Here is a 22666-nt window from a genome sequence, read left to right on the forward strand (position 1 = left end):
TTCGCTGGCATCAGCGGTGCACCGGCCCCTAGCGTGGCATTCACCAGCCGATTATTCCCAAGCAGCTAGGAGAGTGCCATGGCCAGCGAACCACAACAGCAAGCAAGCCCGGGAGGGGAACCGGTCTTGTCCGGCCCCGGCCAGGACAGCGAATTCCTGACCACCAACCAGGGAGCTCCCGTCAGCGATACCGACCACTCGCTGAAAGCCGGAGAGCGCGGGCCCACCTTGCTGCAGGATCACCACCTGCGCGAGAAGATCATGCATTTCGACCATGAGCGGATTCCGGAGCGCGTGGTCCACGCCCGCGGGGCTGGCGCCCACGGTTCCTTCATCAGCTACGGCAACGCCTCGGAGCTGTGCCGGGCCGATTTCCTCAAGCCGGGCAAGCAGACCCGGGTCTTCGTGCGGTTTTCCACCGTGGTCGGTTCCCGCGGCTCGATGGACACGGCCCGCGACACCCGCGGCTTTGCCACGAAGTTCTATACCGAAGAGGGCATTTTCGACCTGGTGGGCAACAACATCCCGGTGTTCTTCATCCAGGATGGCATCAAGTTCCCGGATCTGGTCCATGCCGCGAAGCCGCACCCGGATACCGAGATCCCGCAGGCGCAATCGGCCCACGATACCTTCTGGGATTTCGTCTCCCTGCATACCCCTGCTCAGGCCCACGTGATGTGGCAGATGAGCGACCGTGCGATACCCCGCTCGCTGCGCATGATGGAAGGCTTCGGCGTGCACACCTTCCGCATGGTCAACGAGGCGGGCAAAGCGTCCCTGGTGAAGTTCCATTGGAAGCCCAAGCTCGGCGTGCACTCGCTGGCCTGGGAAGAGTCCCAGCTGGCCGCCGGCGCGGATCCGGACTTCCACCGCCGCGATCTGGCCGAAGCCATTGATGCCGGAGCCTACCCCGAATGGGAACTGGGCGTGCAGATTTTCCCCGACGACGGTTCGGGGGTCTTCGAGGGCATCGACCTGCTGGATCCGACGAAATTCGTGCCAGAAGAACTGGCCCCGGTCCAGCCGCTGGGCAAGATGGTGCTGGACCGCAACCCGGAGAACTACTTCGCGCAGACCGAGCAGGTGGCCTTCCACCCCGGGCATCTGGTTCCGGGCATCGATATCAGCGACGACCCGCTGCTGCAGGCGCGGCTCTTCTCCTACCTGGACACCCAGCTGACCCGGTTGGGCGGACCGAACTTCGCGCAGATCCCGATCAACTCGCCGGACTCTCCGGTCAACGACATGTTCCGCGACGGCTTCCACCAGCACCGGGTGCCCAAAGGCATCGCGCCGTACAAGCCGAACTCGCTGGATGGCGGCTGCCCCTACATGTCGCAAGTGGTTTCCGGGCAGCAGCCTCCGCTGGACTTCCCGCAGCCGGTGCCTGAAAGCAAGAAGGTGCGTTCCGAACCGGCCAGCTTCTCGGACCACTACAGCCAGGCCCGCTTGTTCTACATCAGCCTCTCGGCCGTGGAGCGCGCCCATGTGCAGCAGGCCTACTCCTTTGAGCTGGGCAAGTGCACCGATACCGCGATCCGCCAGCGGCAGGTGGAATGCCTGGCCAAGATCGATAGCCAGCTGGCCGCCGGGGTCGCCAAGGCACTGGGCCTGCCGGCACCGGCCGCAGTGCAGCTGGATGACCCGGTGGCCAGCCCCGCGCTGTCCCAGATCGGAAAAGCCTGGCCGGTGGACGGGCGCAAGGTCGGGGTGGTGTTCAACAGCGGAAACCACCAGCACGTGCCGGCAATAGCCCAGGCGCTGGCCGAACGGGGCATGTCCCCGCTGCTCGTTTCGGCCTCCGGCGGCGAGGTGGCCCCGGACCTGCCCATTGACCGCACCTACCTGACGGCGCGCTCCATCGAATTCGATGCGCTGGTGCTCATCGGCCCGTTGCCGCCGGCCCCGGACGCCGCGGTTGCGCTGGATGCCAAGGCCGGTGCCTTGGGGGCAGGCGGGGTTCCCATCGACCCTCGCGTGGCGTTGCTGGTCGCGGAGGCCTACCGGCACAACAAGGCCATCATCACCTTGGACGGGCTCTCCGATGGCCTGCTGCAAGCGGTCGGCCTGGAGGATGATGCGCCGGGCATCGCGCTGGTGGAACTTTCGGCGGTGGCCGAAAGCGCGGAGCAGTTGCTGTCCACCCACCGCGCGTGGGAGCGTTTCCCGGTCGCCGAGTAGCAGCGTGGCCCAGCTGGCCTAGCAGGTGGCGCGGCAGGTGCATGACTCGATGCGCCTGCCGCGCCGGCCTGGCCCAGCAGCTGGGCCGGCGGCAATCAACTGGCACAGATAGCTGATGAAAAGAGGTGCAAGATGCCTTCAGGAACCGATAGCCATGCCGGGAACGGGAACGCGGCCGAAACCGCTGCCAAAGCCCGGCACGCTCCTGGACCCGATGCCGAATCCAAACCCGATTCCCCGCCGGATATGCACTCCAGGTCATGGAAATACGCGGCCAAGCGCTCCATCAGGGAATTCTCCCGGAAGAAATGCACGGATATGGCGGCCTCGCTGACCTATTTCGCGATGCTCTCCATTTTCCCGGCCCTGCTGGCGGTAGTCTCTCTGCTCGGAGTTGCCGGCCAGGCGGAGAACATGACCCGCAACATCCTCTCGCTGATCCAGGAACTGGCCAGCAAGGAAGTGGTCGAAACCCTGCGCCAGCCCATCGAGCAGCTGGCCTCGGCCCCGTCGGCAGGCCTGGCGCTGATTGCCGGTCTGCTCGGTGCGCTATGGAGCGCCTCGGGGTATGTCGGGGCGTTTGGACGGGCAATGAACCAGATCTACGAGGTGGCCGAAGGCCGGCCGTTCTACAAGCTGCGCCCGCTGATGCTGCTGCTGACACTGGTGCTTCTTGTGGCCGTGTCCGTGCTGGGGATGCTGCTGATCGTCTCCGGTCCGCTGGCCCAGGCGCTGGGCAATTCCATGGGGCTGGGCGAGGGCGCGGTGGCGATATGGAATATCGCCAAATGGCCGGTGATCGTGCTGTGCGCGATTGTGCTGGTGGCCGTGCTCTACTACGGGGCTCCCAATGTGAAGCAACCGAAGTTCCGCTGGATCAGCCTCGGCTCGGCCATCGCGCTGCTCGTGCTGGCGGTAGCGACCGTCGGCTTCTTCTTCTACGTTTCGAACTTCGGCAACTACAACAAGACCTACGGCGCCATCGGCGGGGTCATCGTGCTGCTGCTGTGGCTGTGGATCGCCAACCTGTCGCTGCTGTTCGGCGCGGTCTTCGACGCGGAAGCCGAGCGCGGGCGCCAGCTGCAGGCGGGGATTGCCGCCGAGCGCTCGGTCCAGCTTCCGCCGCGGGATACCAAGGCCAGCATGAAGCAGGAGGAAAAAGAAGAGCAGGACATCAGCGACGGGCGGCAGCTGCGTTTCGCCAGCGAGCTGGACGCCGAAGAGCAAGCGGATCCGGATTCCAGGCGGAACCCGGAAAGCTGAGCAGGAGCCGAAGCTGGCAATCGCCTGGGCGCCCCTTGGCGCGGGCCGGCACCTCGGTAGCGTGTGAAACGAACAGATCATTCCAAGACAAAGGAGCTCATCATGGCCAACGACGAAGCAAGCAAAGTCATCAGCATCATCAAGGACCTGCGGATCGCCATGGTCACAACCCACAGCGCTGGACGGCTGGCCAGCCGCCCCCTGACGCTGATTGAAGCCACCGACGAAGGAGAGCTCTGGTTCTTCTCTGCCGCCGACGCCGGGATTGTCCAGGAAATCCGGGCCCAGGGACTGGTCAATGCCGCGTTCAGCGGATCCAAGGCGTGGGTGTCGGTCAGCGGCCACGCCGAGGTGGTGCTCGATGTCGCCAAGAAGAAGGAACTGTGGAACGCCGCGGTGGAGACCTTCGCCAGCGAAGGCCCGGAATCTGCGCAGACTGTGCTGCTGCGCATCGATGCCGACTCCGCTGAATACTGGGAGAACCCCGGCGGGGCGGCGAGCCTGGTGGCCGGCTGGGTGAAGCAGAAGCTCACCGGAAAACCTGCCGAGCCCGGGGACTCGAATAGCGTCGAACTCTAGGACGCCGAAAACCGCCAACGGCCGCTGCTCCGAATTCCCGGAGCAGCGGCCGTATTGCTGTGCACATTACCTAGCGCAGAGCTATGCCCCATGGATACGCATCCATGGGGCATAGCTGGTAGTGCGGTTTAGGACAGGTCGTCCTTGACATCCTTCGCGGCGTCCTTGACGTGTTCTCCTGCTTGCTTTGCCTTGGCGGCGGCCTGGTCCTTCACGCCTTCAGCTTGCAGGCGCTCATTATCAGTGGCATCGCCGTAGGCCTCCTTGGCCTTGCCAGATGCTTCCTGGGCCTTGTTCTGGATCTTGTCTCCAATTCCCATGATTCTTACCTCCTGTGTGGATCTGGTTACTTACAATTTGAACTATAGGGCAGATTGCAAATCGGGGTCCCGAAGCTGAAAGTTTGCTTGCGGCCAACTTTGCAGATCATCACAGTGCCGCCGTCGCGGCGGCCAACCACATAAGCTGCCTCGCTGCATTGCGTGGTCCTTTGCGGTTATCAGGAGTCATTCAGCTGGGCCGGGCACGAATGGGCCGTGACCTAGACTGGCCAAAAGTTCCGAACAGAGAAGGAGAGCCGATGGACCAGCGGCCGGTGTCATTTAGTGCAGCCGAACCAGGATCCCGCCCCCGCAACAGCGAGTTATGGTGGGGCGCCGAAGAAGCGGTGCGTGCGGCCGCCGTGCGCTGCGAGGGCAACCCGGAAGCGATGCTGCGTACGCTGGAAAGTTCGGGGGAGGAACCTCCGGTGCCAGCGGCCGGACAGACCCAGCGCCTGTGGGAGCTGCTGGCCACCGTGGCCGCCACCGACCTGGTCGCAGCCAGGACGCTGGAACCGCATTTGGATGCCGCAGGAATCCTGAGCCAGGCGGGCATTTCGTGGCCGGCCGGCACTGCATGGGGCGTTTTCGCCGCGCAGCCGCCCAACGCCACCCTGGAAGCGGTTCGCCAGTCCGGCGGGGGATGGGAGCTGAACGGCACCAAGCCCTGGTGCTCGTTGGCCGCGCAGCTGACGCATGCCCTGGTCACCGCCCCCACGCCCGATGGTGGCCGGCTGTTCATGGTTTCCTTGCGGCATCCGGGCGTTGAACCGGCATCGGATGCCTGGGTCAGCCGCGGCATGGCGCAGCTGCCCAGCGGCAGCGTGAACTTCACCGGCGTGCCGGCACAACCGGTGCAGGACGCCGGCTGGTACCTGTCCCGTCCCGGGTTCGCTGTCGGGGGCGTTGGCGTGGCCGCCTGCTGGTTCGGGGCAGCGGTGGGAATCTACCGCCATCTGCTGCGCAGCGCCCAAGCGCGCCCCCCGGATCAGCTGGCCCTTGCTTGGCTCGGCGAAGCAGACCGCTTGCTGGCCGGCTGCGCGGCGCTGCTGGAACAGGCCGCCGGGCTGGCCGATGCCGGAGCGCTGGATGCCATTTCGGCCCACCGGGTCCGCGGCCAGGTGGCCGGGGCCTGCGAGCGGGTGTTGCAGCTCAGCGGCCAGTCCACCGGTCCGGGCCCGCTGACCGCCGATGAGGAGCATGCGCGGCGTGCAGCTGACCTGGGCATATATCTGCGCCAGCACCACGCGGCCCGCGATGACGCGGCGCTGGGCCAGCTGATGGTGGACCGCGCCGGCGCGGAAGGCGGCAGCGCATGGTGAACTTCACGCATGAGGACCAGGGAACCTCTGCAAGCTGCTGGCAGCAGGCTGGGCTAGAGCGGATCGCCGTACTGGATCCGGAGAAGCTCTTCCACGCAATCGCATCGGTGATTGTTCTGGCCGCCCACCCGGATGACGAGACGCTGGGAGCTGGAGGGCTGATCCGCATGGCGCTTGGCCGGGGGATCGATGTCCACGTGATCGTCTGCAGCTTCGGGGAAGCCTCGCATCCGGACTCCACAACACACTCCGCGGCCCGGTTGGCCGCGCTGCGCCAGGCCGAGCTGGCCGAGGCCATGGACACGCTGCGCGCACAAGGACCGCGCAGCGGAACGTTGCATCTGCACTGCTTGGGCCTGGGCGATGGGAAACTCGAAGCGCAGCAGGAGCCGATCCGCGCAGCCCTTGAGCAGCACGCCGGCGAGCGCTGCCTGATCGCCAGCACCTACCGCGGCGACGGGCACCCGGACCACGAAATCCTGGGCCTGCTCGCCGCGGACTGCGCCCTGGCGCACAATGCCTGCCATCTGGAATTCCCCATCTGGTTCTGGCATTGGGCGCAACCGGGCCGGCAGCCCAGCTTCAGGCATTGGCGCCGGCTGGCCCTGGATGCTTCCAGCGCCCAGGCCAAGGCCCGCGCCCTGGAGGCCCACCGTTCCCAAACGAGGCCGCTGTCCGCCCTGCCAGGAGACGAGGTCCTCCTTAGCGAAGGCTTCCTGCAGCATTTTTCCCGCGGCGCCGAGATCTTCCGCGCCACCTGGCCTGGCCACAAGGACGCCGCGTCGGCTCCGGCGGTCTTCGACGAGCTCTACGGAAAGCGCGAAGATCCGTGGGAATACCGCAGCAGCCGCTACGAGCAGCGCAAGCAGCAAATCCTGCTCGCCTCCCTGCCCCGGGAGCAGTATGCGGCGGTTCTGGAGCTGGGATGCTCCATCGGGGTGCAGAGCGCCGAACTGGCCCGCCGCAGCACCAGCCTGCTGGCGGTGGACGCCAGCGCTACCGCGCTAGCCCAGGCCCGGCGTGCCGTGGCCGGAATGGAGCATGTCAGCTTGCTGCAGGCCACGGTGCCCCAACAATTTCCGCAGCTGGAGCCGGGGAGCGTGCAGCTGGTAGTGCTCAGCGAGATCGGCTATTTCCTGGCCGCTGACGAACTGGAGCAGGTGCTCGCCGCCAGTGCTGCAGCACTGGAAGCCGGCGGAGAGCTGGTGCTCTGCCATTGGCTGCATCCCATTGAAGGCTGGCCGCTGGACGGGGAGGATGTGCACCGGATGGCGGGAGAACTGGGGTGGGAGCGCATCGTGGAGCATCGCGAGGCCGATTTCCTGCTTGAAATACTGCGCAAGCCCGCTGGTGCCCATGGGTAGGCAGCTGGCGGCCATGGCGGTCATCATCCCGGCCCATGACGAGGAAGAACGCCTGGGCCGTTGCCTGGATTCGGTGCGCGCGGCCATGGACCGGTTGGCGCGTGCCCGCCCGCAGCTGCAGGTCCGGGCCATCGTGGTTGCCGATAGCTGCACCGACGGCACGGTACAGGTTGCCCAGCGGCAGATCAGCGCAGATCAGCGGATCAGCTTGCTGCAGGCCAGCTTCGGCAATGTAGGAGCCAGCCGGGATGCCGGGGCACGCCACGCCCTGGCCAGCTTCGGCGCGGACGCGGACCCGAGCGCCATCTGGCTGGCCAGCACCGACGCGGATACCTGCGTCGCCGAGCATTGGCTGGAGGGCTTTGCCTGCCTGCACGCCGGCGGGGCCGATGCGGTGGCCGGAACCGTGGAACCGGACCGCGGCGAACTCGATGAGCATATCTTCGCCTTATGGGAGCAGGCCTACCAGCCGATCGAGGGGCATGGCCATATCCACGGAGCGAACTTCGGGGTGTGCGCTGCTGCCTACCTGGATGTTGGAGGCTTCGAGCCCTTGGCGGCCCGGGAGGATGTGGCCTTGGTCGAGGCGCTGCGCCGCGCCGGCTACCGGGTCCAGGCCACGGCCCGGCTGCAGGCGATCACCTCGGGGCGCTTGCGCGGGCGGTTGCGCGAGGGCTTCGCGGACTATCTTGCCGCGCTGGATCACCAGATGCTCCACGCCCGGTAGCGCCCAAGTAAGCGGTCCCGGTTCCTGGCATAGGAACAGCCCCCGGCGAATCTGCGCGGATGCGCGATTTCCCGAGGGGCTGTGCCCGTTGCGGCGGTGCTTGCGGTTACACGCTGCTGCCGGACTCCTGCGTGGCGTACCTGTGTCCCAGCTTGCTGGCGTCGAAAGCCGGAACCGCGTGGGCGAGCGCAGTGTATTGCCAGTACTTCACACGGAATGCAGCCATTCCGCTGTGCTCGGCCTGGCCGAACAGATCCTTGATCTTGCTGCGCGGCGCGCTGGCCTGAACCACTTCCAATACTGGAGAAGGCTCGGAAATGTGCAAGAACTTCAGTTCCTCGGTCTGCGGTTCAACCATCGCGACCAGCACCGGCCGCTTGTGCACCGAGACCAGGCCCATCACATCATCGAGCGCTTCCAAAGGCTGTGTCATGACCACTGGCATTCCTTGGGTCCAGCCATAGCTGCTCAGATGCCTTCTTCCCTCGCGTGATCCCAGCAACTCTGCTACGCGCAACGCGGTCTGGGACCTGACTAGCCTTCCTGGCATGTGAACTACCCTCCACTTCTAGACGATACTTCTCACTTCAACAATGCAGTTATCTGTCCCTCCGGACTGGGCAGCGTGGCCCTTGAAATGCGCTGTGGACCCTGCGGCCAGCGGTGGGGACTTGATAAAAAATTATCATTGGCCCACCAAGTTGTTGCGAACAGGCCGCGATTCTGAGGAAATTCCCAGACTTTATTCTCTACTAGTCAGTATCCCTATTCAGCTACCGCGGTTGCGAGGCTCAGTGCCGCCCAAGATCACGCAGCGCCCGGTGCGCCGCATGCCAGCCGGCCATGCCATGCACCCCGCCGCCCGGAGGGGTGGAGGAGGAGCACAGGTACAGTCCCGGCACGCCCAGCGAATAGGGATTCAGCGAGGGCGAGGGGCGGAAGAACTGCTGGGTGCCGGCCAGTGATCCGCCGCCGATATCCCCGCCGACCAGGTTCGGATTCCAGGCCTGCAGCTGCGCCGGGCCGGTGACTACCCGCTGCACGATCCGGTCCTTGAAGTCCGGCGCGAAGCGCTGGATTTGCGCATCGATGAGCGCCCCGGCATCCCCGTCATAGCCTTGGGGCACGTGGGCGTAGGACCAGATGACCTGGCGGCCGGCCGGGGCGCGCGAGGCATCGGCGCTCGAAGGCTGGACCACCATCACGAATGGGCGTTCGGGCATTGCCCCGGCGGCGACCTGGCGCTCGGCCCGGGCCAGCTCGGCGGCATCGCCGATCACATGCACGGTGCCGGCCTGCGCGGTGCGCGCATCCTTCCAGGGAATCGGCCCATCGAGCAGGTAGTCCACCTTGTAGGCCGCGGTGCCATAGCGCCAGCGCTCGAACCGCCGGCGCAGTCGTGCCGGGAGCTGGTCTCCGGCGAGCTGCACTACCTGGCGGGGCGTGGCATCCAGGAAGGTGAGGTCCGCATCGGGAAGCTGCGCGAGGTGACTGATCTGGTGCCCGGTATGGATCTGCACCCCCAGCGCGTCGAGCACCCGCAGCAGCGCGTCGATGATGCTGCCGGTGCCGCCGTGCGCCACCGGCCAGCCCCAGGATTGGCCCAAGGCCCCGAAGAGCGCGCCGAATCCCGAGGTGAACGGGTGGGAGAGCGGCAGCATGGAATGCGCGCTGGATCCGGCGAAGAGCGCCGCGGCCTGCCGGGTCCGGAACGCGGCGGAAGCCAGCAGCTTCGCCGGCGGCAGCGCGCGCAGCCCGAAGCGTGCCATGAGCACCGGATGCGGCGGGATGCCCAGCAGCGGGCTGGTGGCGTTGTCCAGGATCTCCTGCGGATGGCGCACCAGCTGGCCATGCAGCAGCTGCCAGATCTTCCGGTCTGCGGGGAACTGCGCCATGGTGGCTTCGAGGTCCTGGTGCAGGAAGACCGACTCGGCGTCGTCCAGCGGGTGGGCCAGCGGATAGCCGTGGAAATCCCACTGCAAACCATGTCCGGCCAGATCGAAATGCGCGAAGGCGCGGCTGCCATAGGCGAAGGGGTGGGCGGCAGCTCCCAGGTCCACAATGGTGCCTTCGCCCAGCGTGCTGCCGGAGGCCGCGGCACCGCCGGGACGGGCATTGCGCTCGAAGACCTGGACGTCGAATCCCTGCTCGGCCAGGACCGCCGCGGCGACCAGCCCGTTGGGCCCGGCGCCGACAATGTTCGCTTTCCTGCCGGTCATGGGCGGTGTTCCCCCTGCTCATCGTTCACTGGCGGGGCGAAGCGCTCGGGCCAGGTTTCGTCGCTGAGCGCCTTGAGCTGGCTGATCTGCGACTCGGCACGGTGCGACAGGTCCTGCAGCAGCGCCTGGTCCAGGCGCGGATCATGGGGCAGCATCAGCAGCAGCGTCTGCCACATGCGCAGCTTGGCATTGAGCAGCCCGGTGAGCACATCGAGCTGCACCTGCGCGGCGGCCAGCTTGCGCATGCGCAGCGGATTGAACGGGTTGACGTGCCCGGCGAGCTTGGCCACCGGAGCGAGCAGTCGGGCCATCGGCCGCTTGGTGCAGCCCAGCCGGTCCATGATCCGTTTCAGGTCATCCTGATCCGCTTGGACCTGCTGGTGCAGCGATTCGAAGCGCTGGGCATAGGCGGTGTCCGCCCAAGTGCCGTGGGCGGCCTTGAAGTGGTTCAGCCCCGATTCGGAACCCAGCAGGTGTTCGCTCAGGTACCGGTGCAAGGTCGTCTGGTCGATGGTGTTGTGCGGCATGTGCCCGTCCTTAGTTCTCGCCTGGGGTTGCAGTCTTCTGCTGGCTGAAACGCTAGGGCACCGGCCGCCGCTGGCCAATGGCCGGGCGCTGATCCGCAGGCTGCACCCAGCATCCGGCGGCTAGGGGGCCGGGAAAGGCCGGGCCTTGAGCAGCCGCGCCAGATGCGCCGCGTTGCGTGCGGCGATCTGCGTGGCGTTGGCCGTGGCCTGCGGGGTCTGGTCCAGATCCTGGTAGTCGGTGGTGTGCATGGCCTGCCCCACCCAATAGGTCGAGCCCTGGGCCGGCAGGGTGAACCCGACATCGGCCAGGCCCTGGCCCAGCTCCGCAATCACGTGGTGCGCGCCGTCCTCATTGCCCACCACTGCCACCACTCCCACCTTGCCGAAGAGGATCGGGCGGCCCTGCTCGTCGGTCTGGGACAACTCGGCATCCAGCCGTTCCAGCACCCGCTGGGCCAGGCTCGAGGGGTGGCCTACCCAAATCGGGGTGGCCAGCACCAGGATGTCCGCGGCCAGCAGCTTCTGCCGGATCCCCGGCCACTGGTCGCCGTCTCCCATGTCCTTGAGCACTCCGGGCTTCACGTCGAAATCGGCAATGCGCAGGATCTCGGAGTGGACCTGGTGCTCCGTGAATTCCGCCGCCACCTGCCGGGCCAGCAGATCGCTGCTGGAGGCTTTGGGCGAAGGGGAAAGGGTGCAGACCAGGATCAGTGCATTAATCGGTGTCTGGGCCATGGCTATCATTCCTTGTCATCGAGGGTGCTCCCGGGCAGCCGGATCAGCGCTTGATGCGTGCATCAACGCGTGCGGCCAGCTGCGCGGCGGTCTGCATCGCCCGCTCCAGCGATGCTGCGGTATCCCATAATCCGGAGTGCTGCGCGTGCGCCGGGCCGGAGGGCAGCTGGGACAGGTCGTAGCGCAGGTTGCTGCTGGCGGCCTGCAGCACTGCGCGGACCATGCCCAGCGCGGCGGCGACATCGGCCACCAATTGCGGTTTCGCGTGCTGGTCGAGCCAGCGCAGGTCATTCACGGCGGTCATGGCCAGCGCACCGAGTGCCGCCGAGGATTTCGCGGCCTGCAAGCAGGCCGCGGCGAGCTGGCGGTCGCGCTGCTCCGAGGGCGGTTGCGCGGACGCTTCCCCGAAATCCGCGGAGGCCTTGGCATCCCGGTCGGCCATGCCCAGCGCGTCGATCCGCAGCTGCTTGGCCCGGGCCTGCAGGCCGGCGAGCTCTGCCTGTGCGGGTCCGGAGGCCGAGACGTAGCCGGCGGACATGGACATCAGCGCGGCGGCAACACCGAGCATTAGTGCCGCCGCCGCTCCGCCGCCCGGATTCCCGTCCGACTCGGCCAGCTCTTCAAGCCAGGGTCCTATGCGCGCCTCGCTGATCGGACGCTGCGGGCCGCTATTCGCCATGCCCCTGGTCTTGGCTCATCGAGCCTTCACCGGGCGGGGTTTCGCCCGGCGGCACCGAACCGCCCGGCTCCAGTCCGGTAATCAGTTGCTGCTCTGGGTCGGGGTTGGATGTGGCTGCGGCTTCGCGATTGGCCTCTTGGGATTCATCCAACTGTGCGTCGGGCTGCGACGCGGAGGATTCCTGCGGGTCCATCGGCTACTCCTATCTGCATCTGGGCTGCGGGCTGGGGATCCAGCCCTTGTCCGCTCACGCTAGGCCAGGGCCCCGGCGGGCTCAACAGCACCGGGCGATTCACACGGAACGCACGGATTGCGGTGCGCTGCCTGCCGGAATTCAGCTGGCCGGAGGCAGTCCAGGCGCCAAGTGCTTGAGCACTGCGGCGTGCAGGCGCACATCGGCCAGCAAGCGGAAATGCCCCAGTGTAGGCAGCTTGATGTTGGTGGCTCCGGCCAGGTCGCAGCCGCCCGGGATATGCGGGTCGAAGCTGCTGTAGATGGAGATGATCCGGGAATTCACGCTCAGGTTGGCCGAGAGCTTGAGCAGGCCCTGGTCGTTGGGCGACAGGGAACGCAGGGAGCGGACCGGCGCATAGCGTGCATAGCGCGAACCGGAGAAGGGGGTGCCAATGGCGATCATCCGATTGATCCGGTAGCCCTGCGACGAGGCGGACATCAGGTACTTGCCGATCAGACCGCCCTTGCTGTGCGCCACTAGCACCGCATCGTCGAGCTGCGCCCGGCCCAGGTAGCTGGAGACCACCTGGGACATCTCCGGCACCGTGCCGCGGTTGAAGCCGAGCTGCGGGATCACGTGCACCGGGTGGCCGGCCTGGTGCAGCGCGTCGGCCAGCGGGAGCAGGAATTTCCAGGATTCCCAGATACCCGGAATCAGCACCACCGGTTCGGCTGCCGGATGGCTGCCGGAGAGCAGCCGGCCGGCCTCCGTACCTGGCAGCAGCGAACGCAGCTGCCAGGCACCGGCATAGAGATAATCCTGCAGCCAGGCGCGGGACAATGCCGCCCACCGCGACAGCCTGCTGGACAGGGTGCTGGTCTCCACCGGTGCTCCTTTGCTGCGTGTTGCGCTGTGGGACCGGTTGCGCCGCGGCGCGGTCCCAAGAGCATTATCACCACATGAGTAGGGCTGAGTCCGGCAGCGACATCGCCCGGCCTGGGAAATTCCGGGACTCGGGCCGCCCGCCAGACCGCTGCCGCGGCGAGCTGAAGCCCTCTTCACCGCCCATGCCAGCCCACATGCCATGTGGGGGCTTGAAATGCTTCAGCCCGAATCCGGTCCCTAACAGGTGCTGGCTGGGATGGCGAGGCATGGTGCTTTGGCGGATTCCAGGGTGCGTCGGGCCTCGCCCAGGTCCCGAAACCGCATCGAACCGGTGCTGGATTTCCACGCGCGTGGCGTGGCCGCGATGGCGCAGGGGGGAAAGCAGTGGTGCATGGAATCCTCACGCTGCTGAAGATGGCTTCAACTAGCCATGGATTAATCATCATGCCGGGGCTATTCTGAGGTTCTGTTGAGTAGTTGCAGTTTTTGGGGGACTGGCAAGTTATGAAACGACAACATCATGGTTTAAGCAGCTCTGTGCCGCGCGGCGTTTTCGGGAATGGCCGGCGGCTTCCGTATGGGGCGCTGGCCATTGCAGCGGCCTTCGCTTTAAACAGTGCATTGGCTTGGCCCGGGGCGGCCGGTGCAGTGCCAGCCAGAGCCCAATCAAGCACACTGGCCTTTCCCGCCGCGCCAGCGCCGGCGCTCGGGAGCGAGGCTGTCACCGCACCGGATCTGGGCGGAACATCCGCTATCCAAGTCCTCGGACTGAGTTCACTTGGCGGCAGGACCGGAGGGTCCGCGCCCGACCCGCTGGCACACGTGGCCGCCAATCGGGCGGCGATGACAGCAAAGACAAGCCCTGGAGCGCTGGCACAGCCCGCGCCGCTAGCTGCCAACCAGGGCATTCGTCCGGCAATGCTGAGCCCTGGTCTGCTCTTGGAGCATCCAGTGGCCACCCGCCGGATTTCCAGTCCGTACGGTTGGAGGTTCAACCCGACCGGGTTCGGCCGCCAAATCCATATCGGCCAGGATTATCCAATTTCCTGCGGTTCGCCCGTGCGCGCCAGCGAGTCGGGCCGGGTGGTCGTCGCGGGCTGGGCCGGGCATTCGGGTCAGCGCGTCACCATTGACCACGGGCATGAGGTGCAGACCGGATACAGCCACAATTCGCTCTTGCTCGTCAGAGTGGGCGAGCTTGTTGTCCAAGGCCAGATCATCGCCCTGGCCGGGACCACCGGCAACTCCACGGGGTGCCATGTGCACTTCGAGGTCATCGTCAATGGCCAATGGCATAATCCGCGCAACTACCTTCCTTCAGGCGGCGGGCAACGCCAGGCATTGTTCGCTTCGACGCAATTTGCAGTCGATGCCGGCAGTGCGATGCGCCATCAACCGGCAACAGGAAGAAGCGGGCAGTACGCCGGGGCGGCCAGGCATCACGGATCGGCCCGAACGGAACATCCAGCGCCGCCGAAGACCACGAGGCACTCCCACGCGGATCCGCTCCAGCGGCCAGCGGCGAGCAAGAAGAAACCAGCCGCGCCAGCCAAGCCGAAGGCCCAGCCGAAAAAGGAATCCGGCAAACTCCGCCCGACCCCGCGTCCCGCGCACCCGGCACCAGAGCCGAGCAAGACGCCTAAGCCGAGCAAGACACCCGAGCCGCCACAAAAGTTGAATACCGGAAGCCCGAAGGCCACGCCATCTGCATCAGCGTCACCAGCACCCGTTTCGGCCAAGCCGAGCGCGCCGAGCGTAGCGCCGACGCCCAGCACTGCACCAGTTGCTGAGCCGAGCCCGTCGACGGCGCCGACCGCGTCGCCAAGTCATTCGGCACTACCTTCCAGCGTGGCGCCATCAGCTCCGGATAGCGTCCCGGAAGCATCGGAATCGACCAACTCCACGCCAACCTCTGAACCAACCCAAGTGCCTGGACCCAGCGAGGAAACAGGCGTTGAACCCCCGGGAGGACCAGGACCCAGGCGGTAAGGATGCTCCAGCCAGCGAGGATCCCACGGACCCTGCTGCCCGCGTCGAGCGTCAAATAGGTGCAGCCCAACCCAAGACCGTGGACTTGCAAGCAGGAGAGCCGGAGAAGAAACCGCCAGTGGCCAAGGCCCTGCCACCGGCCAAGTCCACTGCTGCGAAAAAGCCGGCCGCGAAGGAAGTACCGGCTGAGAAGCCCAAGCCCAAGCCTGCTGTCGCCGCACCGGCTGCGAAAAAGCAGGCCAAGCCGCCAGCGAAGCCCAAGGCCGCGGCCCCGGCCAAGCCTAAAGTTGCAGCACCCGTGAAGCAGATCGCCAAGGCGCCGGTCGCAACCCTGCCCAAGCCGAAGCCCACGCCTGCCATTGCAGCGCCGGCAGTGCAGAAAGCTGCTCCGGCACCGGCCAAGCCGAAGGCAACGGCGGCGGTGAAGCCCGAAGCAGCTGCCCCGGCCAAGCTCCCGCAGGCGCCGGCAGCGGCCGCACCACCTGCCAGCGAGGCCAAGCCGTAGTCCTTGGCTGCCCGGTTCCTTGATGCTGCTCCCGTCCCTTTGGGCGGGAGCAGCGTGGCGCCGGGGAAGAGACAACTGGTGAAACGCTGCACAGCTGGTTAGTCCAGCGCCCGATTATTGATATTCTTGGGAGTTGAGTCCTGTGCGATTTTCCAATGCACACCACAAGACCTATCGAAAGAAGTGCCCGGCACGTGTTTAATTCACTTTCCGATCGCCTGACAGCAACCTTCAAGAACCTGCGCGGCAAGGGCCGCCTGACTGAAGCGGATATCGACGGTACCGCACGCGAGATCCGCCGCGCCCTGCTTGACGCCGACGTTGCCGTACCGGTGGTCCGCGGCTTCGTGGCCCAGGTGAAGGAACGCGCTCTGGGTGCCGAGGTCTCCGAGTCGCTGAACCCGGGCCAGCAGGTCGTCAAGATCGTCAACGAGGAACTCGTTGGCATCCTGGGCGGGGAGACCCGCCGCCTGAACCTGGCCAAGAACCCGCCGACGGTGATTATGCTCGCCGGCCTTCAGGGTGCCGGCAAGACCACCCTGGCCGGCAAGCTGGCCAAGCATCTGAAGTCCGAGGGCCACACCCCGTTGCTGGTGGCCTGCGACCTCCAGCGCCCCAACGCCGTCAAGCAGCTGCAGATCAACGGCGAGCGTGCCGGGGTGCCGGTCTACGCACCGCACCCGGGCGTCTCCTCGGAATTCGACACCGCCACCGGCGACCCGGTAGCGGTAGCCCGCGACGGCGTGGCCGAGGCCAAGGCCAAGCTGCACGACATCGTGATTGTCGATACCGCCGGCCGCTTGGGCGTGGACACCGAGATGATGGCCCAGGCCGCGAACATCCGCGCCGCCATCAACCCGGATGAAGTCCTCTTCGTCATCGACGCGATGATCGGCCAGGACGCGGTCAACACCGCCCAGGCCTTCCACGAGGGCGTCGACTTCACCGGTGTCGTGCTCTCCAAGCTCGATGGCGATGCCCGCGGCGGTGCCGCGCTGTCGGTCGCCTCGGTCACCGGCAAGCCGGTCATGTTCGCCTCCACCGGCGAGAACCTGGACGACTTCGAGATCTTCCACCCGGACCGCATGGCTTCGCGCATCCTGGACATGGGCGATGTGATGACGCTCATCGAGCAGGCCGAGAAGAACTGGGACAAGACCGAAGCCGAGCGCATGGCGAAGAAATTCGCCGACCAGGAAGACTTCACCCTGGACGACTTCCTGGCCCAGATGGCCCAGATCAAGAAGATGGGCTCGATGAAGAAGCTGCTGGGCATGATGCCCGGCGCGCAGATCTCCCGCCAGCAGCTCGAGCAGTTCGACGAACGCCAGATCGACCGCGTTGAGGCCATCGTCCGTTCGATGACCCAGCACGAGCGTGTGGCTCCGAAGATCATCAACGGCTCGCGCCGCGCGCGAATTGCCAAGGGCTCGGGCGTTTCGGTCTCCGAGGTGAACCAGATGCTGGAGCGTTTCGCCGAAGCGCAGAAGATGATGAAGAAGATGGCTGCCGGCGGCGGCATCCCGGGCATGCCGGGGGCCGGCAAGGGTGCTGCCCGCAAGGCGAAGGCCAAGGGCAAGGGCAAGAAGCAGCAGAAGTTCGGCAACCCGGCCAAGGCCGCGCAGGCCGAGCTGGAGGCCAAGAACAAGAAGGCCGCCGCCCCGAGCGGTGCCGCCTTCGGGCAGGGCGCCAACCAGGACTTCGACCCTTCGAGCCTGAACCTGCCGGCGGGCTTCGAAAAGTACCTTGGCAACAAGTAGCAACCAGTCCTTGCAGGGCGGCGACCAGGAGCACACGCTGGTCGCCGCCCTGACTCTTTTCTTCGAAGAACCCCAGGCGCAGCAGGCCGAAGCCAAGGTCCGCGAGCTGCTGGCCGCCCGCGACGTGATCTCGCTGGTCTCCGTGCCGGTGCCCTGGAACGGGCTGGCGATGATCGAGGCCAGTCTGGCGGTGAACCACGAGGGGCTCTTGCTGCTCGCTGGCCCCGCGGGCGCCATCAGGCTGGGCCAGCAGGTCGAGGACTTCGCGCTGGCGCTGAAGCTGGGCACCGGTGCGCTGTACATCGACCAGGACGACGCCGAGGTGCAAACCGGGGAGCCCATCGAGGATCCGCGGCTCGATGCCATGCCGCCGGGGCGGACCGTGGCCATCGGCGCGCTGAACGAGCCGGACATGGGGGTGTGGGCCGCCGCGAGCAAAACCAGCTGGCAGCTCCTGCCGCCGGAATCCGCCGGCGCGGCCGTGGCCGTGCACGAAGGCTGCCTGGTGGGCGGCGTGCTGGCTGCCAGCCAGCATCCGGCGATCATGCTCAGCCGCACCGGCGCGCGCTTCACCGCGAGCTTCTGGTTCGACAAGCAGCCGGCCAAGCTCGGCGGGCACCCGGCCTGGGTGCACATCTGGCCGGTCGCGGCCAGCCCCGCCTTCTGGCCTCAGGCCTCCACACCCGCCCGGCGCGAACTGGACTGGCTGATCGCCAACCAGGACAGCGTGGATGGCCAGGAACTCGACGAGCTGGCCGGGCTTGTGGTCGGCGCCGAGCACATCGAGCGGCTCAAGCAGGCGCTGGTGGGCACCGGCAGCCTGCAGTCGGCCCAGCGGGTGCTGGAGACCTTCGGGCATCCACCGGTCCTGGCCCGCTATCTGGACGACGCCGATCTTCCCGAGGGCGCGCGATGGATCGAACCGGTGTCAATGGCCCGGGCAGTGGGCCGTGCACTGATCGCCGAATCCCGCACCTCCGGTGCCAGGCCGCGATGGTACAACACGTTGTCGTGGAAACCCGCCGCGCAGCTGGCGCTGGGGCTCATCGAGGCCCTGGTCTTCTCGCTGGTGCTTGCGGCCACCCATTGGCAGCAGCCCTGGGCGCCGCCCTGGGTAATCGTGCTGCTGCTGGTGCTCGGCTATGTTGATGCCACCGGGAATACCGTCCTCGGCGCGGTCCGCTGGTTCCGCGCCCGGCGCCGGCGCTAGCGCCAGGCCACCGCCCGGGCGCTGTCTGCCAGGACAGCACGGGTTACCGCCTATGATTGACTTATCGCCATATCCAATTAACCAAAGGGGTTACTTTTCGTGGATTCAACCGGGTTCAACTACCTCAACCTAGAGTTCATTTTCATGGGCGACAAGCCTGAATCTGCACAACTGGTACGCACCGCGCTGGCCGATCGCCGCCTGCTGGGTTTCATCGGCGGAGCTGTTGAGCGCGAGAACTCCACTGAAGTAGCCGCCGAGGTGGCCACGGTGAGCGAAGCCCGCGATGCGGTGCTCTACCGCATCGATGCCAAGGGCAAGCTGCGCGAAGGCTCGCGCGTGACCAAACTGGTCCACGAGCTGAAGAACTCCACCGGGGCCGACTACGTACTGGTGGACGGGGACGAAATTGACGGCCCCAACCCGGATGACGAGCAGCTCGGCGAGTACGGCGGCACCAACGAGCTGCTGCACGGGCCAAAGCTCAAGGGGTCCGAACTGGTGCTGGCAGCCGGCTTTGCCGAGAACGAGATCACCGTTTGGGAAAATGCATCCGGCCTGATGGCCATGCCCAAGGAACCGGTCTATGCCCCGAGCATCTCGCGCTCGAACCGCCCGTACCTGTGCTTGGACCGTACCGGCAATGCCATTACCGCAACCATCGAGGCCAAGGGCCCACGCCGGACCATGTTCGGTTCCTCGGTGTCCATGGTAGTGGACCTGGAACGCACGGCAATCCTGGAACCGGAAGCCGGCTCGCCGGCAGCGGAGCGCCTCGATGAGCTCAACAGCTTGCTCAATGGGTGGGACGAAGAAGAAATGCAGATCATCGAGCAGCTGATTTCGGATCCGGCCGACCGCGCCGAGGCCCAGCAGCTGCTGTGCAGCAGCGGGGACCTGAAGGACATGAAGCGCCTGGTCTCGCTCTTCGGCTTCGACCCGCGCAGCATCGATTACCTCACCGGCCGCCCGCTGCCCGAAGACCGCAGGGTCATTGCCACCGGCGGCCCGTTCAAGACCTTGAAGTCCGCACTGGCTGAGCAGGAGCGCGAGGCCAAGGGACTGGAACGGCTGCTGTACCGCCACAACTGGAATCCGAAAGCGCTGATGGGTTCGAGTGCCGCCGTACTGGCCTCCGGCGCGGCAGCGCACCTGGTCCTGGCCAAGAGCGGCAAGTTCGCCTGGCTGCCCAAGCCGGCGCGCCAGCTGCTGATGCTGGCCTGGTACGCCGATGGCGCCTTCTATCTGGGCAAGGGCATCGTCGATGCGCTGAAGGCCAAGAACAAGCGCTAGGCGCTCACCGCGTCCAAAGAACAGCCCGGCGGGAAGGCTGGATCCGCTTCCCGCCGGGCTGTCTTCTGCTTGTCGTTCCTAGCCGCGTTCCTTCAGCTCAGGGAAGTCGGTATCCCGGTACTCGCCGCTCGGGGTCGTGCCGGCCGCATGCTGCTCTTCCTCGGCAAGGCGCAGCTCCACGCGGCGGATCTTGCCTGAAATGGTTTTGGGCAGCGCGGTGAATTCGAGCCGCCGGATCCGCTTGTACGGAGCCAGGTGCTCGCGGCAGAAGCCGAGGATGTCCTTGGCGACCTCCGCGCCGGGCTCGACGTGCGAGGCCAGCACCACAAAGGCCTTGGGCACCGAGAGCTTCAGCGGGTCCGGCGAAGGCACCACCGCCACCTCGGCCACCGCGGGATGCTCCAGGACCACTGACTCCAGTTCGAAGGGGCTGAGCTTGTAGTCGCTGGATTTGAAGATGTCGTCGGCACGCCCCACGTAGGTCAAGACGCCTTCATCATCGCGTTCGGCGATATCTCCCGTGTGGTACACGCCGCCACGCAGCGCCTCGGCGGTTTTCTCCGGATCGGCGAAATAGCCCTTCATCAAGCCGGCAGGCCGGGGATCCAGGCGCAGGCAGATTTCCCCGATTTCGGCCAGTTGCCCGGTGGTCGGATTGCGCAGCTCCACCGCGTAGCCCGGCATCGGGCGGCCCATCGCGCCGACCTTCACCTCGGTGCCCGGCGAATTGGCAATCTGCACGGTGGTCTCGGTCTGCCCGTAGCCATCACGGATCACCTGCCCCCACGCGGTGCGCACCTGGTCGATGACCTCGGCGTTCAATGGCTCGCCGGCAGAGACCAGCTTGCGCGGGGGAGTCTGCAAGCTGCCTAAGTCCGCCTGGATCAGGTAGCGCCAGACGGTGGGCGGTGCGCAGAAGCTGGTGACCTTCTCCGTATCCATCTGGTTCATCAGCGCCAGCGGATCAAAGCGCTCGTAGTTGTAGACGAAGACCGTCGCTTCGGCGATCCACGGGCCGAAGAAATTCGACCAGGCGTGCTTGCCCCACCCGGGGGACGCCACATTCAGATGGACATCGCCTGGTTCCAGGCCGATCCAGAACATGGTTGCCAGGTGGCCGATGGTGTACGAGGTATGGGTGTGCTGGACCAGCTTCGCCAACGAGGTGGTGCCCGAGGTGAAGTAGAGCAGCATGTTCTCATCGGCCAGGGTCGGGGAGTCCAGGCGGAATTCGGCCGGTGCGTCGTGGGACTTGGCATAGTGCAAGGTCCCTTCGGCGGCCTGCCCGCGCACCTGCACGATCCGGTAGTCCCCGGGGACTGCTTCGAATTTGGCGACCTGGTCATGGCTGGTGATCACCCAGTTCGCGTTGCCGCGCTCGATGCGGTCGGCGAGGTCCGCGCTGACCAGCTGCGTGGTGGTCGGGATGATGACCGCGCCGAGCTTCATGCCGGCCAGCATCACTTCCCAGAGGGCCACCTCGTTGCCCAGCATGACGATGATGGTATCGCCGCGCTGCAGGCCCTCGTCGGAAAGCCAGCGGGCCACCTGGGTGGAGCGGCGCGAAAGTTCGGCCCAGCTGTAGCGTGCCGAGCTGCCATCGGGTTCAGTGAGGATCAGTGCCGGCTCATTGGCCCGCGCCGGGTCCTTGGCTACCTCGTCGAACCAGTCGTAGGCGAAGTTGAAATCGGTGAATTCCGGCCACGTGAACTCTGCCCGAGCCCGGTCGTAGTCATCGCGTGCTGCCAGCAGCAGATCGCGTGCTGCGCGGAACTTCTCGGTATTGCCCATGGGGGTCCTTTGCGTGATGGGCGCCTGCGCCCGACAGAATTCTTCGGTCTTCAGGATTCAATATACTTCAGTGCACAGTTCTGGCGAATTGTTGCGTCACCATGCGTGGTGCAGGTGCTGAAGTTCACGAATTTTGTCCACTAGCTTCCTGTGCGGGCATGCATAGTGACCGAATGCCCGATCCGGCTGAACCCGTTGGCGGGGATGCTGACGGTGGCGGGCTGGCCATGGATCCTGAGAGCAGTGCCGGGCAGGCAACTGGACTCGCAGATGCCGATGGTCTAGCGTCTGGACTATGCCAAAGGAAGAGACCCCCGCCAAGAAGCACAACCCCCTGTTGGTCTTGGGAAAAATCAGTTCCATCCTCGATTCCTTTTCACTGCGCCAGCCGGTGATGAACTTGGCCGATATCCGTGAAGCAACGGATTTGCCTGCCTCCACGGTGCAGCGTCTTGTCGCGAATTTGGTGGGGCAGGGTTTCTTGGACCGCGAGGATGACGGCTTCCGCATCGGGATGAAAATGGCCTACTGGGCCGCGCCGGCGACCCGGGGGCGGGAAGTGCTGGACGTCATCAGCCCGTCGTTGCGCGAACTGCGCGACTTCACCGGGGAAACAGCCTGCCTCTTCCGTGCCGAGCAGCAATTCCGCGTGTGCGTGGGCATTGCCGAAACTCGCCACGCGCTGCGCAGGGAAATGCACCTGGGTGAGCTCGCCCCATTGCATGCCGGATCTGCCGGCCGCGTGCTGCTGGCCTGGAAGCCCGAGCTCATGCAGCGGTTGCAGGAATCACAGCTGCAGCCGTTGACCGATGCCACGATTACCGGCATGGCCAGCCTGGAGAAAGCGGTTCAGCAGACCCGCGCCGATGGCTTCGCGATCACCACGGGGGAGCGTGAAAGCGGGGCCTCGGGACTGTCCGCACCGGTGTTCGATTCCGCGGCGGGCCTAGTGGCGGCGGTGACCATCAGCGGACCCACCCTGCGCATGCCGCGGGAGATCTGCCAGAGCTGGATCGAACCGTTGCTGGACACTGCTGAACGGATGACCCGGCTGATCGGCGGACGCTTCCCGGGCGAAACCCACCGGCCTTCCGCCTAGCGCCGCCCGCCCGGTCCGAGGGCCGCGGCGGCACCAGGCAGCA

Annotated in this window: 21 protein-coding genes and 1 pseudogene; 12 read left to right on the plus strand and 10 right to left on the minus strand. The window is 66.1% G+C overall.

The window, feature by feature from the left end:
• Positions 1-78 precede the first annotated feature (78 nt).
• The 3 genes from ACIP6G_RS04580 (at position 79) to ACIP6G_RS04590 (ending at position 4023) form a co-directional block, all read left to right on the plus strand.
• Positions 79-2181 carry a catalase gene (locus tag ACIP6G_RS04580; protein WP_400288861.1) on the plus strand — a complete coding sequence of 701 codons (2103 nt, stop codon included), beginning with the start codon at positions 79-81 and terminating at the stop codon, positions 2179-2181.
• A 132-nt stretch (positions 2182-2313) separates the two neighbouring features.
• Positions 2314-3444 (plus strand): YihY/virulence factor BrkB family protein, encoded by a 1131-nt coding sequence (locus tag ACIP6G_RS04585; protein ID WP_400288863.1) that lies wholly within the window; start codon positions 2314-2316, stop codon positions 3442-3444.
• Positions 3445-3546: 102 nt separating this feature from the next.
• Positions 3547-4023: a pyridoxamine 5'-phosphate oxidase family protein gene (locus ACIP6G_RS04590; RefSeq protein WP_400288865.1), complete on the plus strand. Its 477-nt coding sequence runs from the start codon at positions 3547-3549 to the stop codon at positions 4021-4023.
• Between the two features lie 128 nt (positions 4024-4151).
• Here the strand turns inward: ACIP6G_RS04590 and ACIP6G_RS04595 are convergent, their stop codons facing one another.
• The gene (locus ACIP6G_RS04595) at positions 4152-4343 is read right to left on the minus strand and encodes a CsbD family protein (RefSeq protein ID WP_105657701.1); all 192 of its coding nucleotides are present in this window, start codon (positions 4341-4343) and stop codon (positions 4152-4154) included.
• Between the two features lie 260 nt (positions 4344-4603).
• Between ACIP6G_RS04595 and ACIP6G_RS04600 the strand changes: the two genes are divergently transcribed.
• The 3 genes from ACIP6G_RS04600 to ACIP6G_RS04610 are packed head-to-tail and all read left to right on the plus strand — an operon-like array spanning position 4604 to position 7756.
• Positions 4604-5665 carry an acyl-CoA dehydrogenase family protein gene (locus ACIP6G_RS04600; protein ID WP_400288868.1) on the plus strand — a complete coding sequence of 354 codons (1062 nt, stop codon included), beginning with the start codon at positions 4604-4606 and terminating at the stop codon, positions 5663-5665.
• Positions 5659-7029 carry a PIG-L family deacetylase gene (locus ACIP6G_RS04605; RefSeq protein WP_400288871.1) on the plus strand — a complete coding sequence of 457 codons (1371 nt, stop codon included), beginning with the start codon at positions 5659-5661 and terminating at the stop codon, positions 7027-7029. Before ACIP6G_RS04600 ends, ACIP6G_RS04605 begins: the two co-directional genes overlap by 7 nt.
• On the plus strand, positions 7022-7756 hold the full coding sequence (locus ACIP6G_RS04610; RefSeq protein ID WP_400288873.1) for a glycosyltransferase: 735 nt from the start codon (positions 7022-7024) through the stop codon (positions 7754-7756). Before ACIP6G_RS04605 ends, ACIP6G_RS04610 begins: the two co-directional genes overlap by 8 nt.
• Positions 7757-7862: 106 nt before the next feature.
• Here ACIP6G_RS04610 and ACIP6G_RS04615 read toward each other — a convergent pair whose 3' ends face one another.
• The 7 genes from ACIP6G_RS04615 to ACIP6G_RS04645 all read right to left on the minus strand — a co-directional run bounded on the left by ACIP6G_RS04615 (position 7863) and on the right by ACIP6G_RS04645 (position 12976).
• Complete coding sequence (locus ACIP6G_RS04615; RefSeq protein WP_286134535.1) at positions 7863-8189, minus strand: hypothetical protein; 327 nt, start codon at positions 8187-8189, stop codon at positions 7863-7865.
• Positions 8190-8547: 358 nt separating this feature from the next.
• Positions 8548-9975: a phytoene desaturase family protein gene (locus ACIP6G_RS04620; RefSeq protein ID WP_400288874.1), complete on the minus strand. Its 1428-nt coding sequence runs from the start codon at positions 9973-9975 to the stop codon at positions 8548-8550.
• Positions 9972-10502: a hypothetical protein gene (locus tag ACIP6G_RS04625; RefSeq protein WP_332498895.1), complete on the minus strand. Its 531-nt coding sequence runs from the start codon at positions 10500-10502 to the stop codon at positions 9972-9974. The genes ACIP6G_RS04620 and ACIP6G_RS04625 overlap by 4 nt, the downstream gene beginning before the upstream one ends.
• 120 nt (positions 10503-10622) lie before the next feature.
• Positions 10623-11237: a flavodoxin family protein gene (locus ACIP6G_RS04630; RefSeq protein WP_400288876.1), complete on the minus strand. Its 615-nt coding sequence runs from the start codon at positions 11235-11237 to the stop codon at positions 10623-10625.
• 43 nt (positions 11238-11280) lie between these two features.
• Positions 11281-11916: a cyclodeaminase/cyclohydrolase family protein gene (locus tag ACIP6G_RS04635; protein ID WP_400288878.1), complete on the minus strand. Its 636-nt coding sequence runs from the start codon at positions 11914-11916 to the stop codon at positions 11281-11283.
• Entirely contained in the window at positions 11906-12109 is a 204-nt protein-coding gene (locus ACIP6G_RS04640) for a DUF6480 family protein (RefSeq protein ID WP_400288880.1), read from the minus strand. The genes ACIP6G_RS04635 and ACIP6G_RS04640 overlap by 11 nt, the downstream gene beginning before the upstream one ends.
• 141 nt (positions 12110-12250) lie before the next feature.
• Positions 12251-12976: an alpha/beta hydrolase gene (locus ACIP6G_RS04645; protein WP_400288882.1), complete on the minus strand. Its 726-nt coding sequence runs from the start codon at positions 12974-12976 to the stop codon at positions 12251-12253.
• Positions 12977-13894: 918 nt separating this feature from the next.
• Here ACIP6G_RS04645 and ACIP6G_RS04650 point away from each other — a divergent pair.
• Positions 13895-14218 (plus strand): annotated as a pseudogene (locus ACIP6G_RS04650) (M23 family metallopeptidase); the annotation flags it as partial.
• A 197-nt stretch (positions 14219-14415) separates the two neighbouring features.
• Here ACIP6G_RS04650 and ACIP6G_RS04655 read toward each other — a convergent pair.
• The gene (locus tag ACIP6G_RS04655) at positions 14416-14751 is read right to left on the minus strand and encodes a hypothetical protein (RefSeq protein ID WP_400289355.1); all 336 of its coding nucleotides are present in this window, start codon (positions 14749-14751) and stop codon (positions 14416-14418) included.
• A 179-nt stretch (positions 14752-14930) separates the two neighbouring features.
• Between ACIP6G_RS04655 and ACIP6G_RS04660 the strand changes: the two genes are divergently transcribed.
• From ACIP6G_RS04660 to ACIP6G_RS04675, 4 genes are all read left to right on the plus strand, one after another.
• Entirely contained in the window at positions 14931-15470 is a 540-nt protein-coding gene (locus tag ACIP6G_RS04660) for a hypothetical protein (RefSeq protein ID WP_400288883.1), read from the plus strand.
• 194 nt (positions 15471-15664) lie between these two features.
• Positions 15665-17230, plus strand: coding sequence for a signal recognition particle protein (gene ffh, locus ACIP6G_RS04665; protein ID WP_105661194.1), 1566 nt, complete (start codon positions 15665-15667; stop codon positions 17228-17230).
• Entirely contained in the window at positions 17217-18440 is a 1224-nt protein-coding gene (locus ACIP6G_RS04670) for a hypothetical protein (protein WP_400288884.1), read from the plus strand. The genes ffh and ACIP6G_RS04670 overlap by 14 nt, the downstream gene beginning before the upstream one ends.
• A 99-nt stretch (positions 18441-18539) precedes the next feature.
• A complete protein-coding gene (locus tag ACIP6G_RS04675) occupies positions 18540-19733 on the plus strand; it encodes a hypothetical protein (RefSeq protein ID WP_400288886.1) in 1194 nt (397 codons plus the stop codon).
• 78 nt (positions 19734-19811) lie between these two features.
• Here ACIP6G_RS04675 and ACIP6G_RS04680 read toward each other — a convergent pair whose 3' ends face one another.
• Positions 19812-21524 carry an AMP-binding protein gene (locus tag ACIP6G_RS04680; RefSeq protein WP_400288888.1) on the minus strand — a complete coding sequence of 571 codons (1713 nt, stop codon included), beginning with the start codon at positions 21522-21524 and terminating at the stop codon, positions 19812-19814.
• A 295-nt stretch (positions 21525-21819) separates the two neighbouring features.
• Here ACIP6G_RS04680 and ACIP6G_RS04685 point away from each other — a divergent pair, with 295 nt between their 5' ends.
• Positions 21820-22623, plus strand: coding sequence for an IclR family transcriptional regulator (locus ACIP6G_RS04685; RefSeq protein ID WP_400288889.1), 804 nt, complete (start codon positions 21820-21822; stop codon positions 22621-22623).
• The last annotated feature ends 43 nt before the right edge of the window (positions 22624-22666 follow it).

Source organism: Glutamicibacter sp. NPDC088483, from assembly GCF_044753145.1.
Classification (GTDB): Bacteria; Actinomycetota; Actinomycetes; order Actinomycetales; family Micrococcaceae; genus Glutamicibacter.